Genomic DNA, 16,655 nt, shown 5'->3' with positions numbered 1-16,655 from the left:
CTCCTTACCGGAACTTTTTATTTTTAAATGTATTCGGAATGCAAAATAGACACGTTTTTTCAAGAGATTTATAACCCATAGTGTTCAAACTCCGAACACTTTACTACTCAAGGCTAGATAGGGTTGAGTTTCTAAGTGGCGATGAAGCGTCATGAGGTATAAGTAGACTCTGTATGTAGAGATTTTTTGTTTCCTTGCAGTATGAATGTCTGCAACTTAATCTGATACTTTAGTAACATAGAGATCCTGTAAAGTTGCAATTACGTCTATCATGGGAGTGTAGTGGGTAAAATCACACAAACATATATTTTTCCATATCGAGCAAAGTGATAAAATACAACGTCTCTCGCACAGGTTATAAGAAACGCTTTCAAAATAGGGAGGTCACTGTAGAACTGCGTCAGAAAGAAGACTTTATTATAATACCTCAGCAGTAATTACACAAAGAGCCAAGGTGATCTTTCCAAGCTTTTAGAGACGAAAATCTCAGTGATTCTTTCTCTAAAGCCCTCCCGACACTTAGAGCTGCATCTAGAGAATAGATCCGCTTATAAACACACGCTACATGTTCTTGCGTATTCTAAAATCTTGAGTCATTACAAGATGTCTAGAGATCAAATGTCTGTGGCGTGAAATCATGTGAGCTTTATCGATACCATCATGCCTTCGCTAGTAGGTATAATGGTAGAGAGGTATTTTTCTTTATTAGCGAGTTCGTCATTAAACGCTCGCATACTGGCATGAGCATTACTAGAAACTTTTTCAGTTGGGTGCTCATCAAATACGCTGCCAAAGAGGAAGGTGTTATCAGCAACTATGAGGCCACCCTTCCTTATATACATTTTAGCCCAGTTTAAGTAAGCAAGGTATGAGGATTTGTTTGCATCTATAAATATCATATCAAATGGAGCCATTTCCTTTAAAGTGTTTAGCTGCGCCAAAGCCTCACCATGCAATACCGTTATTTTATCTTCCAGTTTACAGTTGACTATGTTCTGATTTGCGGTCACTACGTTTTCGTAATCTTTCTCTATTGTGTATATATGTCCCTTAGAAGGCAGGGCATGCGCCATACATATTGCGGAAAATCCCACACAAGTACCCACTTCGACTATTGAATGTATACCAGCCATTCTTATTAAAAGCTGTAGCATTTGTCCTTCAACAGTCCCTAATTGTGCCATACGCAACTCAGAATGTGCAGTTTTATGCGCCTTCAATGCACCCTCAGTATCTACAGCAAAAAGCTTATTAAGGTACTCATCTTGTTTGCTTAAAGAGACATTGCGCACTTATTACCTATACGTTTCTAATTTGTAGGAAGATCTTATATTTTTTTATAAATTCCTTCAATATATCGTTAACTTTATAAGTATATGCAGCGTGATAATTTTATCACGTATATAGAAAATGTGGTATAAGTGACATGCATATATATTTATTTGTGCTGATTTTGTGATATGATCCGCCGGCTATGTCTGATGTATTGTAGGCATTGCATGAGTATGAGCGCTGCATGCAGCTGTGTAATTGTTATGCAGTTAGGGAAGAGTGGGGAGATGCAGTAATGTCTAAAGAATGCAGTGGAGAAGCTGATGTTTTTCAGGATCCTGAATATCGGGAGAGGTATAGGGAAAAGTTTCTAGAAGCACAGAGGCGGGGAATGGACATGGTAATCTATCCTGACGGCACTATAGCTTTGATAGAAAATAAGGTCGTGATGCACACATACGGGTGGCATAGGAGGCGTAGGGGCTTCGAGAGAACCAGGGGTTTTGTATCTCAGGGGAAAGGAAAGGAGCACGTTGCTGGAGAAGAGAGAGATGTCTCGGTAGTTACGGAAGAGACAGAGTACGCCTGATATTTCTGGCTGCTACTGGTTGTGTATATGTTACAAGTCGTTCCTTTCTTGTAACATATTATGCTTTTTTGTTAATTTTGCCACTAACAGTGGTTTTTCTTATGTTTGTTGTTGTAAAAATTGAGCAACGTTGTAGTTAAGAAAAGCGGGCGGTTAGGTATAGTGTATTGAGTGGCAGTTGTCATATTGGCGAGAAGTCTTGGCTTTTACCCTAGAGCAAAATTTGCTTGCTTTGTTATTTAGTAGAAACAGCCATACAGATCTAACTTAGCTAAAAAAGGCATGAGAGCATTTCAAGAAGTAAGCGATTGGCTATTACTTTGGAGAAATAATCAAATGACAGACAAAAGGGCTTAGAAGTCTTGTCTACCAAAGCCCTTGAACCTAGATCTTTAATCTTCGTACAAGTTATGTCGCTGATGAAAATACCATTTACATCAACAACCATATCCGTGAAACCATATGTTTGTAGTAGCATTGCCATATGGATCACTGAATCTATGGAAAGATATCATTTAAGGTTTATGTTTTACTTATTAAAAGGTCTGAGCTTTGCTTACGAGAGACAAAGTATTCCATCAAGATTCTATAGATAAGTCTCTTTTTAGATACGTAAAATCGCTACGAAGTGATATTATCGCTTTGCTATTACCTGAGAACTTATGATGGCATACCTTCCGTAAGACCTACTGTTATTACGATGATATATCTCACTCTTCTATAAAGCCACTGCCTGTATCCCAAGTACAGAAGAGTCATAGCAGCACGCGTGTATACTAAATCCTGCTGCTATATATCATTGCGCACATTACGTAACTTAGTCGCTTCGCTGTTGTCTCCTATAGATAATCTTGATTATTGACGAGTTGCAGAATTGCCTTCATAGCTTCGTTTAAACACTACACCTGAGCATGATGAGAATTCTCTAATGCTAAACCACAAATTGCGCTGTTAAGTTCAATGCTAAAACACTTACATGCTACCTTTTACCTGATAGCTTAGTTAGATCATACCAGGTACATGCAGAGATCTCTTGGAGTGATTAGGCACACGCCTTTTAGATATTTATTACCTGCTCCAAGATCAATGCGGGTACTACTAATACAGTGCATTTTATCAAGCCCGGTATGTGTGTAATATTGGGCATTCATCTTTCGGTAGGAGAATTACAGTAAGTAACAAGGGAATCCTATTCCTAATCTCTTTTCCACGTGTTACTTCTCCGTTGTACTAGATGTTCTCCTTGGAAGGATACTCTAGGACGGTACAGTACACGTTTTACTTCACACAATTAGTGTGTAGTTAATATATCACATCTTCTGACATAATATGTTTATAAAGAAGAGATTTTTATTTAAGATTGTATAATATATTCCATAAATGTATGCTAACCGGGAATATTTTTCATCCTAATGCACATGAATATTTCTGAAATTTACCCATCATCTAATAAAATATACATTAATTGCACTCTATATCCGGATGTTAAGGTCGGAATGCGTCAAATAAATATTAGAAATTCTTCGCAGCGTTTCCTTCTCTACGATACTGCTGGTCCTTATACTGATTGCGATATTAAGGTTAATCTGACTGAAGGAATATCTAGCATAAGGCGAGATTGGATAGCTCGCAGGAATGATACCTATCCTATACGTAAGGCTAAGACTAATTCTGATGCTCGAGGTGTAAAGGCTCTTTCTGGAGATGATAGAGTAATATTGAAAGGAATAGCTGGAGGTGCTCCAGTGACTCAACTCTTTTATGCTAAAAAAGGTATCATAACACCCGAGATGGAGTATGTAGCCGTGCGGGAGAACGCTTTGCTTGAACAGGCTGAAGCTATCCCTGGTCTGTTATTGCCTACTAAGACACGTAAAATAACACCTGAGTTTGTGCGTGAAGAGGTGGCTTGCGTGTGATATATGTGCAAAAACACATGTTTACTATGTGCATTTATATCTCAGTCTAGCCATGCTTAGTAGAGGAAAAATTATGCTAAGAGGAAGATATATAGAAGAGTATATTAGTTTGTAGCATAACTTGTTATATTTACACTAAGCTGTCTTTCTAGGTATAGGTAGTGCATAGAATTCTCTCTGTTAACCAATTTAGAACATGTGAGCAGGGTTCTTCTATCGCAGAGGAAGAACTGATTTCTCGAGCTGGCGCTGCAGTCGTACAAGAGTTAGTATCTCGCTTTCCTAAGTCACCAGTATTGGTTCTGTGCGGGCCGGGAAATAATGGAAAAGACGGTGCGGTTATTGCTAATCTTCTACGTGATAAGGGGTGGTCTGTTAGACTACTGTGCTATCGGAGTAATATACCCGATGGATTTGCATTAGAGCCAGATGGTTTTGTACTAGAAGAACCATTAATCATAGATTCTATTTTTGGGATCGGATTGTCTAGACCATTGGAAGAGGATTTGTCATCTATAGTGCAGCAGATAAATGTCAGTGGTAAATTTGTAGTATCTGTGGATATCCCTACTGGTATAAATAGCGACACAGGTGAAGTAATGGGAGCAGCAATCAAGGCGGATCTTACTGTTACCTTTTCTTGTTTAAAGCTTGGACATGTAATATCACCTGGGAGACAGCATTCTGGTGTTGTATGCGTTAAAGACATAGGTTTGGAAGTATGTGATTCTACAGTATCCCTCAATTCTCCGGCGTTGTGGGAGAAATCAATGGCTCGCTTAAGCTATAAGTCACATAAGTACAATAGAGGTTATGCCGCAATTTGCTCTCTAGGAATTAGGTCTATAGGAGCGGTAAAATTGGCTTCGCTTGCAGCATTGAGAACTGGCCCTGGAGCAGTTGCAGTCGCTTGCGAGGAGGATGAAGTTGTATTATATGCTAGCACGCTCCTCTCAGTGATGTATAAAGCACATGAAGAGATTATACGTGATGAAAAAGTCACTTCTATATTGATAGGGCCTGGTGGTGAATTATCAGACGCTTCTATAAAAAACAAAGTACTGAATGTATTGGAGAGTGGTGATAGGGGTTATGTGCTAGATGCTGGAGCCCTGTCGGTTTTTAAGGATTGCAGTGATATCTTGTTTAAAAGCATAAGTAAAAAGCGAGTGGTGCTTACGCCTCATGAAGGAGAATTCGAGCGTCTTTTCCCAGGATTAAAAGGCACCGTTGTAGAACGTGCGCGTGCGGCTACAACAATCTCAAATGCTATTGTTGTATTAAAGGGACATGATACTGTGATAGCTTCGCCTGAGGGTAGGGTTGTAGTGAATAATAATGCACCATGTGCGTTGGCGACAATAGGTAGCGGTGATGTATTAGCAGGTATGATTACAGGGTTAATAGCTACGGGCATGAATGAGTTTGATGCTGCTTGTTGCGCTGTATGGGTACATGGAGAATGTGGGAAGAAATACAGATTAGGTTTAATTGCCGAAGACATAATAAGTCAAATTTCCGAGGTATTGTCTGCACTATAGCAATGCTCTACAGCATTTATGCTTAATTTTGGGGTATTCGTTCAAGCATTCTACTCTGCACCCGACTGATATTGGATTTTGCCGCTATTTTTTCAGAAATTAGTTTGGTGGCCTATGTATATAGAATCCCGAACACAAGCATGATGCTCCCCCAGTTATCCTGATTTTGCTTGTACGTTTATTTTCAAGAATCAAGCCATGCTTTCTTTTATGGGGAGGTAGATTCGATATGAGCTATACAAGCAGAGTATATAACAGCAGTTGCGGAAATGGGCTGAAAAATAGGCATCTGTGCAGCAACAAGCTGTATGTAATTCTATCATTTTGGAAAAGTATTCATTATTGCTTAGCGTAAACATTGTGAAGAGACTGCTATACGCACTCCAGCGTAATGGTTTTTGTATAAGGGGCTTTTATAAACAATCAAAATACATAGCAGTAATCGTGAATATTCATATTTGCAATAACGCATAGTTTTATGAGAAAACAGCACAGGAGCGTGTTCTATAAGAAAAAAACCGCAATAGAAGTACTCTTCAAAGTAGCAACATTGCGCTGAAATCTGAAAAATTTAGTAGGTGCTCGAATTTGGAAAAGGAATACAATTTGAGGTTTACGAGCAGTAATTTCATGGAAGATATAGAACAATGCAGCTGCAAAGGGAAAAAATATCAGGTTATAGGGTGTCGGAAGTTACTAATGTTTATAGATCTGAAGAGCTAAAATTGAACGGGCGATATAAGTTGAGCTGAATATGGTTGCTTCATCTCGCGTTCTGAGTACCTTGTCAATTACGCTAAGGGCAGAATACTAGTGGGAAGGGAATAGTGGCTAGTAGAAACTCTGATTTGCAGATCTAAAGCGCTATAATGCAATAGGCGCGGCTGATCCGCGCAGACTTTTTCATCGTTTTTTGAAGGACGTACCACTCTATATACAACAGCAAGACACGAAGATGTGACTGTGGAGTATTGTACTTCGAGTGCAGCGAGGTCATATTTTTCCCTTAGTAACGCTTGCGATACATTCCTCCGATGGCAATACAGATAGTGCTGCAGTTTCTACTGTATTATGTACTGCTATAAACTAGTGTGGGAGAGTTTAGTTTCCCCAGCGCTCTAGATGGATGCTGTTAAAAGGGTTGATGGCGTCTTTGAACTTTCGCGCTATGTTGATACCCCATGCAACCAGACAAGAGATAGTAGATCGCGAGCAGGTCCTTCTACTTCTTCTCGTCCTTTTCGCGGTGCTTCTAGTCTTGTTCCGGGAACTAGTCTAACGTCTCTTGATGATGATGCGCTGGAGATTTTGGATAATATCCGAGAGCAAAGGCATAGAAGGTAGGGAGTAGTGTGTAAATATCTCGCTGGATATACTTGCAAAAAGCAAGGGTTTGGCAAGAAGTAGAGCCTGCCAGATGGGCAAGCGGACACACATACGTATCTGTAGGGTTTTGTGGGAATATAGAGAGCGTGACAAACAGCAGTGTGTTTTCTTGTAAATATGCGATAGATTAGTGCTTTACACTCACTCAAAGGTTTTTTTAGCTAAGCACATGCATAGATAGGGCTATAAACTGCCATTGGGTAGGTTATCGCGATACTTTCAGGCCTCCTTCCACTGCCTTTTCTGATTTAATTTGTATTCAACAATGCACGGTTATTCTTCATAGAGCTTATGCTTTTTACTTCTTTAGGGTGTTTCCCAAGCGCTTTATTCTCTCATACTGCGCATGCGCTTGAAGAAGTATTAGGACATTACGTATGTAAAATGCCATTGGGTGATGCAATCTGATCTGGAAAGTTGCAGGAATTTGGTGAGAAAAGATTCTATACGTAAGTAGATTACTTCAAAGACTAGAATAATTGTTCATATATAGAACAGATATTTCATTGTAATGGATACTCGCAATATGCAGTGCTGGAATATGTCAGCACATATATAAGAATAATGGCCTCTGCATTGCTTATTAGTATATCGAGTAGGTTATCACTCTGCATTTTAAATACAAGACCTACTATGAACACAGGCAATATGGGAGCAAACCCTTTTTCCAAAGCAAAAACGCTGGAAGTAGCCATCATACTGGATAACTTTTCAGACTTTTTTCCTAGCATCCTGGGAAGCAGCATACCAGATAAGAAGCCAAGGATTACAGCATTTAGGCTACTTATATGACGCGGCAAGCTAAAGCTGTAATATGGAAGAAGTTCCACAGAGGGCTTAGCATCATCAAAGCATGTCAAATTTTCTGAGACCGAGCCTATGGCAATCTTTCCAACAACATGTGCAACGGAGACAGAAGCAGAATTTGACAAAAGGACCATACCTAGCAACAGAAAAACCACCTTTATAGCGTTGTATCCCTGCAATTTTGATACAGATTGAAAAACAATACTAAAAACGATAAATGGTAATAGAAATACTATTAACCTGCTAAAGAAACAGTATCCTTGACCGCTGACATGACGTAAACGAAGAATATCTTTTTTATGCAGTAGCAGATTAGACGAGCTCTGCATTAGTGATATAGTGCTCAGCGATTCAATTCAGAAGAGCAGTTAAATCATGCATGAGGGTGGTACATAAATGTCAGTTTTTTATAGCGGTTCACAGAGTAATTCTTTTGGCAAAGGCTAAATCTATAGATTTTTCACCTCATATTTCCAGAATGTTTCTAAGCATGGCTCTGTTACCTGTTTGGGGTTTTAAGAGGTGTATCGCCTACTAGCTCAGATGATGATTTGCAAGCGCTCTATCTGAAGTATTGCTGATCATTTTTAGTACTGGCATCATGGCTCAAGATCATGATCCGGATAGGAACTATATTTGCTTATATAATAAGAAGACCGGGGAAATCGAGCCCTCATATACTGAGATTTTTTTTGAATATCTCTTTGCAGAAGAGACTTGAAAAATCTTGAAAGATCTTCGCGCTATTAATGCTCCTTTCTAGTGCAGAGAGCGCTATCCTTGCGAAGTTTTATATCTATCAGTTATACCTCCACAATGCGTTGATATATTTTGCCTACGACACTATGTTTTCTTCTATAGCGTCAGAAAATGGTGCATCTTGTATAGAGTACTCCTGCAATACTTGCGGATATAAGGTTTTTTAACGACATTCCAAGAGTAAGTTCTATATTTAGAGCAAATGTAATATCAGTGTAAATTTAGAGATAATTTCAAGACGAAATCCTCAAATATGGCAAGGAACAAGCTATTTTTATAGAAAATAACTACTGCGCTAAGGCAAAATCTCAAGTTCTTGCATATGAAACATCTGCCAATTATATAGAAGTATCGGGTATAACTTCTTATAAAAGTGCTATATTGATTAAGAAAAAGTTTATAATTTAGCAATTATTTTTTTCTATACAGAAATAATTGCATATGTAGGATAGTTGGTAATCTGTGAAGAGATTTCGTAAGGCGCATTGATGCTTATGATATCAAAACACTTTTCAAGACCCCCTTTTTATAATATTAGGTTCCTAGCTTCAAAGGGAGCGTTGTTTGTAGGTTTGAGATGGGCGTGGTCATAGTAGAGTCTCCTTCTAAGGCGAAGACTATTAGTAAGTACTTGGGGAAGAAATTCAATGTTATTGCTTCTTTTGGCCACATAAGGGATTTTCCAGCGAAGAGTGGATCAGTTGATCCTTCTAATGATTTTAAAATGATATATGAGATTATCCCAAAATCAGAAAAACACCTGGATAAGATAGTAAAAACTGTCAGTGCTGAAAAAGAGGCTATATATCTCGCTACGGATCCGGATCGCGAAGGAGAGGCGATAGCTTGGCATATAGTAGAGGTTTTGAAGGAGAAGTGTGCCATAGCGAAAGATGTTACAGTGAACAGGATGGTGTTCAATGAAGTAACCAAAAGAGCAGTTACTGCTGCTGTTGATAATTGCCGTCCTATAAATATGGACTTGGTTCGTGCGCAGCAAACACGCAGAGTGTTGGATTATCTCGTGGGGTTTACGCTGTCCCCGCTATTATGGAGAAAGTTACCAGGCAGTAGGTCAGCAGGTAGAGTGCAATCTGTGGCGCTCCGTCTACTTTGTGAAAGAGAATATGAAGTAGAGCAGTTCAAGACTCAGGAATATTGGGATGTTGGAGTAGATCTGCAAAACCAGGGTGGTGAGAAATTCGAGGCCGTTCTTAAGTGTTATGCGGGTGAGAAGCTCGAGAAGTTTTCAATAGGCACAGAAGAGCAAGCCAAGGAATACGCAGAGACTGTTAAGAATCAGAGCTATACTGTAGAATCTGTTGAGTCGAAAAAGACTAAGCGCAACCCATATCCTCCTTTTATCACATCGAGTCTACAACAAGAGGCATCTACGAAATTGGGGTTCTCTGCGAAGAATACCATGATGATAGCTCAGAAGTTGTATGAGGGTATAGATATCGGAGGGGAAATAGTAGGTCTTATAACGTACATGCGTACAGATGGTTTTTACATTTCTGAAGATGCCGTAAACTATATACGTGATACAATCAAAATGCAGTTTGGGGAGAAGTATTTATCCAAATCTGTTAGGAATTACACTAAAAAAGTAAAGAATGCACAGGAAGCGCACGAAGCTATCCGTCCAACAGACATTACTATGCTACCTGAGCAGCTATCAAAATACCTCACGGATGAGCAATTGAAGCTTTATACTCTCATATGGAAAAGGACACTTGCTACACAGATGGAGTCTGCAGTAATAGATCAGGTGGCTGTGGATATTAAGTCATCGTGTGGGAAAATAAGTCTTCATGCAACTGGATCGACGCTCAGTTTTGATGGTTATTATAGAGTATATGGTTCTGAGGATAGTGATAAGCGTCGCATGTTGCCACAACTTCGCGAAGGTGAGAGCTGCGAGCTGTTGGAAGTACATCCTAATCAGCATTTTACTCAGCCGCCTGCGCGATACAGCGAAGCTAGTTTAGTGAAAAAAATGGAAGAGATCGGCATTGGTAGACCTTCTACTTATGCGACGATTATTTCAGTTTTGCAGGAAAGGGGGTACACTCAACTAGAGCAAAAGCGTTTTATTCCAAGTGAGCGGGGGAGAATAGTAAACGCCTTTTTGACGAACTTTTTTAGAAAGTACGTGGAGTATGACTTTACGGCTAATCTGGAGGAAGAGCTTGACCTTATCTCAAATGGAAAGATGGTTTGGAAGGAGGTTTTGAGTCAATTTTGGGATAAGTTTATATCGGATGTCAGTTCCGTAAAAACTATTGAAGCTAGTGAGATATTGAAAGCTATTACCAGAGATTTGGAGAATTATGCATTTTCTTCAGTAGATGGCGAAAGCATTAGCAGAGTTTGTCCACAGTGTGGATCGGGTGAGCTCATGCTCAATATCGGTAAGACTAGTGCGTTTTTGGGATGCAATAGATACCCTGAATGTAGATATACGAGAGGAATTGGTGGAGATGGTAGCGCTTCTCCGGCTGATGATGCCTCAAGAATTTTGGGTATAGATGAGGAGACTCAGGAAGAGATTTTCCTAAAGCGTGGGCCATACGGTGAATATTTGCAGTTAGGTAACAGCACAAAGCGTGTTTCTTTAACTAAGAGCGCTGGTGAAATTACTGTAGATCTTGCGAAGAAGATGTTATCTCTTCCATTGGTTCTTGGATGCTATCCGGATACTGATAAAGAGATCAAGTTGGGTATTGGCCGTTTCGGACCATACCTTTTTTACAATGGCGTGTATTTTTCTATCAAAGATAGGGAAGACTACATCAACATAAGCCATCAGGAAGCTGTAGAAATAATAGATAAGCAATCTGACAAAAAGGCTAAACTTTTGGGTCAGAACAAGGATGGTAAAGATATATACGTATGTAAGGGCAGGTACGGCTTTTACCTAAAGTGTGACAAGACAAGTGTAGCGCTCAAGGGTAGATCTGAAGACATTACGCTAGAGGATGCTATATTGTTACTGAGTCAGAAACAGTAAAAGAAGAGCTAATTGGTATAAAGCTAGGGTAGCCTGGGTTGTAATGTGTCGATCGCATTTTTAAGCGCTCTCTCCTGCCTTCAGCCTGCTGCACAACTTTAACAGTGAGTTCCTCTCGTTATATTATAGAGTGCTCTCTAACAGGCTTTATCATGCGCATTAGGCACTTGTGGATTCATAGATCTGGCTGATTGAAGAAAAGATGCACGTGCAATATTGCCTATCTTGGACGAAGAGTGCATAAAGCTCTCTACGATATACCTTGTAGGCGCAATACTGAGGTATTGGCTAGACTTCGCTCTCTGCGCAATGGTGCAAGCTTATGAGCCTTGCAGTGCATTACGAAAAAGCGCACAGAACCTGATCTTCTTGAGCTGTCTATAGTTATGGCGAGATGCTCTGTTTGTTTAGGATACGTTTACTAAGAGTAGCGTTTGTGACTGTTATCTTTAAAGGCTATCGAGATGAGTTCTTTTGTAGATGCGTAAAGTGGAAAGGCTAAGCGGGTTAGCATCTTTTCTCATAATGCATGCCAAAATGCTCTCCGTCGTGAATTATCCACAACACAGTCGCGTTACTTTTAAAAAATGCAGCACTAATAGTATAATACCGCTACAGCAGCCTGTATTGCATAAATACTTACCGCGCAGCAATATTGTCGTAGAACTAATGCGACGTCTACATCATCATTCATCTGGCTTCTTAGATATCCCCCGTGTGCTAACCTGCATCACCATATTAACTGCGGCAATAGTATGATTCCCTTGCTTGTAAAACTCTGCCCACAATACATATACTACTGAATGCTGACTACCGTAGCGGTTAGCATCTTTTCTCATAATGCATGCCATAATGCTCTGTATCCGTCTTCATATTATCAGCTATACAATACTATTGCGCACCTACTGCCTTTATACTTCCCTCGTAGCAGTACCTATGTAGGAGCTAATGTATAAAATGTAGCGGCAACATTTGTGCAGAACTAATATATCGATATCGGCTATGTCATCATTCATCTGCCCTTTCATGTTGCTTCCTATACAAACCCCTGCCTTACACGTCACCTAACTGGCCATAGCTGCAGTACATCTGGCATAATATCCGACACGCCACTGATTTCTTAGGCAACTTATTGATGTACGTAACGCTCAATATATAAGCACCTTGCTAAGGCAAATTCTTCAAAGCAATCATAGTGGGATACCAATCTGGAAGGAGCGTGAGGAGTTTATAACAAGGTAAAGGGTGGTAAAAGCTGCATTTTCGTATCACAATGTGTTCGTCTACAGCACAATGGTGTTGTGTTATATGCATTCGGCGCTATGCTAAGAGCTATAAAAGCGAGATTTTGCACAGAGCAGGTGTGTTCTAGGACTAACTCTGCCTTAGAAGTGTGCATAGGGTGCAAAAAGACACCGTCTTTGAATTCGATCTCTAGAAAATGATGTTAACTTGCAAGTACGCGTTAAGCTGCTTTTTCTCGAGCTATTAGGATGTGCGCCCGCCAAAGCACTGCTCGCGCATATTGCGCTGTAGTAGCGTGGCATTTTTTATGCGTCAACTAATTGTGGGGACTCGGAAAGTAATGCTATAGGTACCGAGAGATCGTACGCTGCATAAGCCATGCACTAATCTTTATAGTGGTGAAACACAATTACTATAAATCAGTACTGCTACCATAAAGTATTTTAAATTGCTCGTACTCAATATCTGCGATGGTGTGCAGCAAAGTGCTACTGACATCTATGACATATAGCTAGCATGGCATCTTCACACATGGTAACTATACAGGGCATATATTCTAGCTCAATTAAGCATATTATCCGCAGCAGAAGCCACAAGCACTGTAACAAGCTGCTATTTATAATCTTGAGCGATTATATCGTTACTGACATAACTTAAAGTAGCAACGCTACCAGTGCGTATTAATTTGCTCTTCCTAGATATCTGCAATGCTGCGCTCCCACCGAGAAAGCAGTAGTACCTACGTGCGCATATAACTAGTGAGGGAATCAATCTCTTTTTGAAGTGGCAAAATCTTTATTTCTCTATCGTTATGCCGTGCCGCTAGGTTAAATTTGCGAGAGGCAAATGTATACTCTTTACAGAAAGCAAAATACAACAACAAAGACTATGTGATAGCCGTTAGTCCCTGCTCTGCCTGTTATGTTGGAATGGTTTCTAATACGAGTTTGTAAAATTGATATGGAGTTTGAATAAGTATGGTAAATTAGCATCATGTGTTAGTTAGCTGTTACCAAATTTACATTTTTCCTGCAGGAGTACCTCTCTAGAGGTAAAGCAGCTCGAGACACTACACGAACTTAGCGCTTTTTCACAGCAACGTGCGTAACAAATAGAGAGTAAGGATATACGCATTATTTAAAAACATGTTATATCCCACACTAAGAAAGCATACAGCTCCTGCTATAGCATTCAGACATTATAGCTTTATATATAGTAATAATCTCTCGATGTAGTTCTTCAAACTGCGATAATGAACCGTAATACAATACCCTTGTAAAGCTCAGCTACTGCATTTCTGTCTCTCGAGACTTTTAAAATATCCCCCCAGCACAAAACGCACTAATCTACCGCTAAAGTAAATATATCCACAGGCTCTCTTATATATGCAAAGGTTCTGTCAGCATCAGCGAAAAATGATTACATCAGAAATTGCCCGTTCCTATACGAAACAATTCCAAGCAAAATATTATAAATACACCTAAGGCTCCTCAAAGATTCCATATTGCATCGCTATCCCACAAAGCTCTCGTTGTGTTGCAACAATACCCGACCAGCACGTCCCTTTACTGTTCGCGTGAACACAACCAAAAAAACTGGTAAATATCACACACCTTTGAGAATCATATTACGCACTTGCATTTTTATAGCATTGGTATACCATCATCATTTTCTACTGGAAAAAAACATCTGCTTGCTCCTCGTCTATAGATAATGTGGGTAAAATATCACATGACGTTTTTTCTACCATCTCTCTCACTAGTCTCTTAATTACACTAAATAACTCATTTCCTTGGGAATATACTGCGAAAAGTTCCATTTCAAGCTGTAAACGCGCGCTGTAGCGTATGGACAAAAAATGCTATTAACGGAAATAATACGTCAATCATTGAGAGCCTTGCTAAGTTTCATGGAACAAAATTTTGGCCCACACATGGAACAAAAATGCGCTGTTTTTCCGCCCTTTCCAGGTAAAGATTCATCGTGCAGCTTTTTAGCAGTTGCGGGATCTATAGACAAGTTAAACTGGTCCTCCCACCTAAAGTCATATCTTGCTTGGCTGAGAGCATAATCACGGGCAAACGAGGCCGGATTACCTTTCGCCAGGTCAGCAGCGTGAGCCGCGATTTTATAAGATATAACACCCGCTTTTACGTCTTCGGCATTGGGTAATCCGAGATGCTCTTTAGGTGTTACGTAGCACAACATCGCAGTTCCATACCAACCTATCATAGCAGCACCAATGGCACTGGTTATGTGATCATAGCCAGGAGCTATATCCGTAGTCAGAGGGCCTAGTGTATAAAATGGCGCCTCATCACAAAAATCAAGTTGCTTTTTTACATTTTCTTCAATCAAATGCATAGGCACATGGCCAGGACCTTCTACTATAACTTGACAATCATGCGCACGTGCTATTTTTACCAATTCTCCCAAAGTGCGAAGCTCTAAAAACTGCGCTACGTCATTGGCGTCATTAATTGAGCCAGGTCTAAGACCATCCCCCAAAGAGAATGTTACATCGTAACTACGCATTATTTCACAAATCTCTTCAAAATTCTCGTACAAGAAGTTCTCTTTGTTGTGTAGCAAGCACCACTGTGCCATTATTGCACCACCACGCGATACAATTCCTGTAGTGCGTGAACGGGTATGCTCAATGTAGCTCTTCAACACACCCGCGTGTATGGTGAAGTAATCCACCCCCTGCTCGGCCTGCTCTATTATCGTTTCTTTGAATACTTCAAAACTTAAATCTCCAACTATGCCATTAACTTTGTTTAGAGCTTGATATATAGGCACAGTACCTATAGGCACAGGGCTGTTGCGCACTATCAATTCTCGTATGTTGTGAATATCATGACCAGTAGACAGATCCATAACTGTATCAGCTCCATACGTAACTGCTAAAACCATCTTTTTCACTTCATCTTCGATATTTGAAAGTACGGCAGAATTTCCTATATTAGCGTTTATTTTCACAAGGAAGTTTCTACCTATAATCATAGGCTCAGATTCCGGATGATTGATATTTGATGGGATTACAGCCCTTCCGCAAGCCACCTCTTCACGCACAAACTCAGGTGTTATTTTACGTGTCTTAGTAGGCAATAACAGACCAGGGATAGCTTCAGCCTGTTCAAGCAAAGCGTTCTCCCGCACGGCTACATACTCCATCTCGGGTGTTATGATACCTTTTTTAGCATAAAAGAGTTGAGTCACTGGAGCACCTCCAGCTATTCCTTTCAATATTACTCTATCATCTCCAGAAAGAGCCTTTACACCTCGAGCATCAGAATTAGTCTTAGCCTTACGTATAGGATAGGTATCATTCCTGCGAGCTATCCAATCTCGCCTTATGCTAGATATTCCTTCAGTCAGATTAACCTTAATATCGCAATCAGTATAAGGACCAGCAGTATCGTAGAGAAGGAAACGCTGCGAAGAATTTCTAATATTTATTTGACGCATTCCGACCTTAACATCCGGATATAGAGTGCAATTAATGTATATTTTATTAGATGATGGGTAAATTTCAGAAATATTCATGTGCATTAGGATGAAAAATATTCCCGGTTAGCATACATTTATGGAATATATTATACAATCTTAAATAAAAATCTCTTCTTTATAAACATATTATGTCAGAAGATGTGATATATTAACTACACACTAATTGTGTGAAGTAAAACGTGTACTGTACCGTCCTAGAGTATCCTTCCAAGGAGAACATCTAGTACAACGGAGAAGTAACACGTGGAAAAGAGATTAGGAATAGGATTCCCTTGTTACTTACTGTAATTCTCCTACCGAAAGATGAATGCCCAATATTACACACATACCGGGCTTGATAAAATGCACTGTATTAGTAGTACCCGCATTGATCTTGGAGCAGGTAATAAATATCTAAAAGGCGTGTGCCTAATCACTCCAAGAGATCTCTGCATGTACCTGGTATGATCTAACTAAGCTATCAGGTAAAAGGTAGCATGTAAGTGTTTTAGCATTGAACTTAACAGCGCAATTTGTGGTTTAGCATTAGAGAATTCTCATCATGCTCAGGTGTAGTGTTTAAACGAAGCTATGAAGGCAATTCTGCAACTCGTCAATAATCAAGATTATCT

9 protein-coding genes are annotated in these 16,655 nt (G+C 39.8%); 5 read left to right on the top strand and 4 right to left on the bottom strand.

Going from position 1 to position 16,655, the window contains the following annotated elements; all coding sequences use genetic code 11:
• Nucleotides 1-635: 635 nt before the first annotated feature.
• Nucleotides 636-1,292: an O-methyltransferase gene (locus APHWEB_RS05365; RefSeq protein ID WP_020849301.1), complete on the bottom strand. Its 657-nt coding sequence runs from the start codon at nucleotides 1,290-1,292 to the stop codon at nucleotides 636-638.
• A 275-nt stretch (nucleotides 1,293-1,567) separates the two neighbouring features.
• Between APHWEB_RS05365 and APHWEB_RS05360 the strand changes: the two genes are divergently transcribed.
• Nucleotides 1,568-1,861 (top strand): hypothetical protein, encoded by a 294-nt coding sequence (locus APHWEB_RS05360; protein ID WP_044128612.1) that lies wholly within the window; start codon nucleotides 1,568-1,570, stop codon nucleotides 1,859-1,861.
• A gap of 271 nt (nucleotides 1,862-2,132) precedes the next feature.
• Here the strand turns inward: APHWEB_RS05360 and APHWEB_RS05355 are convergent, their stop codons facing one another.
• Nucleotides 2,133-2,345 (bottom strand): hypothetical protein, encoded by a 213-nt coding sequence (locus APHWEB_RS05355; RefSeq protein ID WP_020848915.1) that lies wholly within the window; start codon nucleotides 2,343-2,345, stop codon nucleotides 2,133-2,135.
• Between the two features lie 934 nt (nucleotides 2,346-3,279).
• On the opposite strand from APHWEB_RS05355, the gene APHWEB_RS05350 reads away from it, so the two are divergent.
• From APHWEB_RS05350 to APHWEB_RS05340, 3 genes are all read left to right on the top strand, one after another.
• Entirely contained in the window at nucleotides 3,280-3,780 is a 501-nt protein-coding gene (locus APHWEB_RS05350) for a hypothetical protein (protein WP_020848916.1), read from the top strand.
• 161 nt (nucleotides 3,781-3,941) lie between these two features.
• Complete coding sequence (locus tag APHWEB_RS05345; protein WP_011450699.1) at nucleotides 3,942-5,321, top strand: NAD(P)H-hydrate dehydratase; 1,380 nt, start codon at nucleotides 3,942-3,944, stop codon at nucleotides 5,319-5,321.
• Nucleotides 5,322-6,443: 1,122 nt separating this feature from the next.
• On the top strand, nucleotides 6,444-6,665 hold the full coding sequence (locus tag APHWEB_RS05340; protein WP_011450702.1) for a hypothetical protein: 222 nt from the start codon (nucleotides 6,444-6,446) through the stop codon (nucleotides 6,663-6,665).
• A gap of 545 nt (nucleotides 6,666-7,210) precedes the next feature.
• On the opposite strand, the gene APHWEB_RS05335 is transcribed toward APHWEB_RS05340, so the two are convergent.
• Nucleotides 7,211-7,843, bottom strand: coding sequence for a cation:dicarboxylate symporter family transporter (locus APHWEB_RS05335; protein ID WP_011450705.1), 633 nt, complete (start codon nucleotides 7,841-7,843; stop codon nucleotides 7,211-7,213).
• 1,007 nt (nucleotides 7,844-8,850) lie between these two features.
• Here APHWEB_RS05335 and topA point away from each other — a divergent pair.
• Complete coding sequence (gene topA / locus APHWEB_RS05330; protein ID WP_011450708.1) at nucleotides 8,851-11,286, top strand: type I DNA topoisomerase; 2,436 nt, start codon at nucleotides 8,851-8,853, stop codon at nucleotides 11,284-11,286.
• Between the two features lie 3,126 nt (nucleotides 11,287-14,412).
• Here topA and thiC read toward each other — a convergent pair.
• Nucleotides 14,413-16,086, bottom strand: a complete 1,674-nt coding sequence (gene thiC, locus APHWEB_RS05325) for a phosphomethylpyrimidine synthase ThiC (RefSeq protein ID WP_011450711.1) — start codon at nucleotides 16,084-16,086, stop codon at nucleotides 14,413-14,415.
• Nucleotides 16,087-16,655: the final 569 nt, after the last annotated feature.

Source organism: Anaplasma phagocytophilum str. Webster, assembly GCF_000964685.1.
Classification (GTDB): domain Bacteria; phylum Pseudomonadota; class Alphaproteobacteria; order Rickettsiales; family Anaplasmataceae; genus Anaplasma; species Anaplasma phagocytophilum.
Note: the sequence above shows the minus strand (reverse complement) of the source record. Positions and strands in the feature narration are given on the sequence as shown.

What these genes read in the sequence shown, in the direction of transcription:
- APHWEB_RS05360 (WP_044128612.1), top strand. Translation starts at nt 1,568, where the DNA reads ATGTCTAAAGAATGCAGTGGAGAAGCTGATGTTTTTCAGGATCCTGAA.
- APHWEB_RS05355 (WP_020848915.1), bottom strand. Translation starts at nt 2,345, where the DNA reads ATGGCAATGCTACTACAAACATATGGTTTCACGGATATGGTTGTTGAT.
- APHWEB_RS05350 (WP_020848916.1), top strand. Translation starts at nt 3,280, where the DNA reads ATGAATATTTCTGAAATTTACCCATCATCTAATAAAATATACATTAAT.
- APHWEB_RS05340 (WP_011450702.1), top strand. Translation starts at nt 6,444, where the DNA reads ATGGATGCTGTTAAAAGGGTTGATGGCGTCTTTGAACTTTCGCGCTAT.
- APHWEB_RS05335 (WP_011450705.1), bottom strand. Translation starts at nt 7,843, where the DNA reads ATGCAGAGCTCGTCTAATCTGCTACTGCATAAAAAAGATATTCTTCGT.
- topA (WP_011450708.1), top strand. Translation starts at nt 8,851, where the DNA reads ATGGGCGTGGTCATAGTAGAGTCTCCTTCTAAGGCGAAGACTATTAGT.
- thiC (WP_011450711.1), bottom strand. Translation starts at nt 16,086, where the DNA reads ATGCACATGAATATTTCTGAAATTTACCCATCATCTAATAAAATATAC.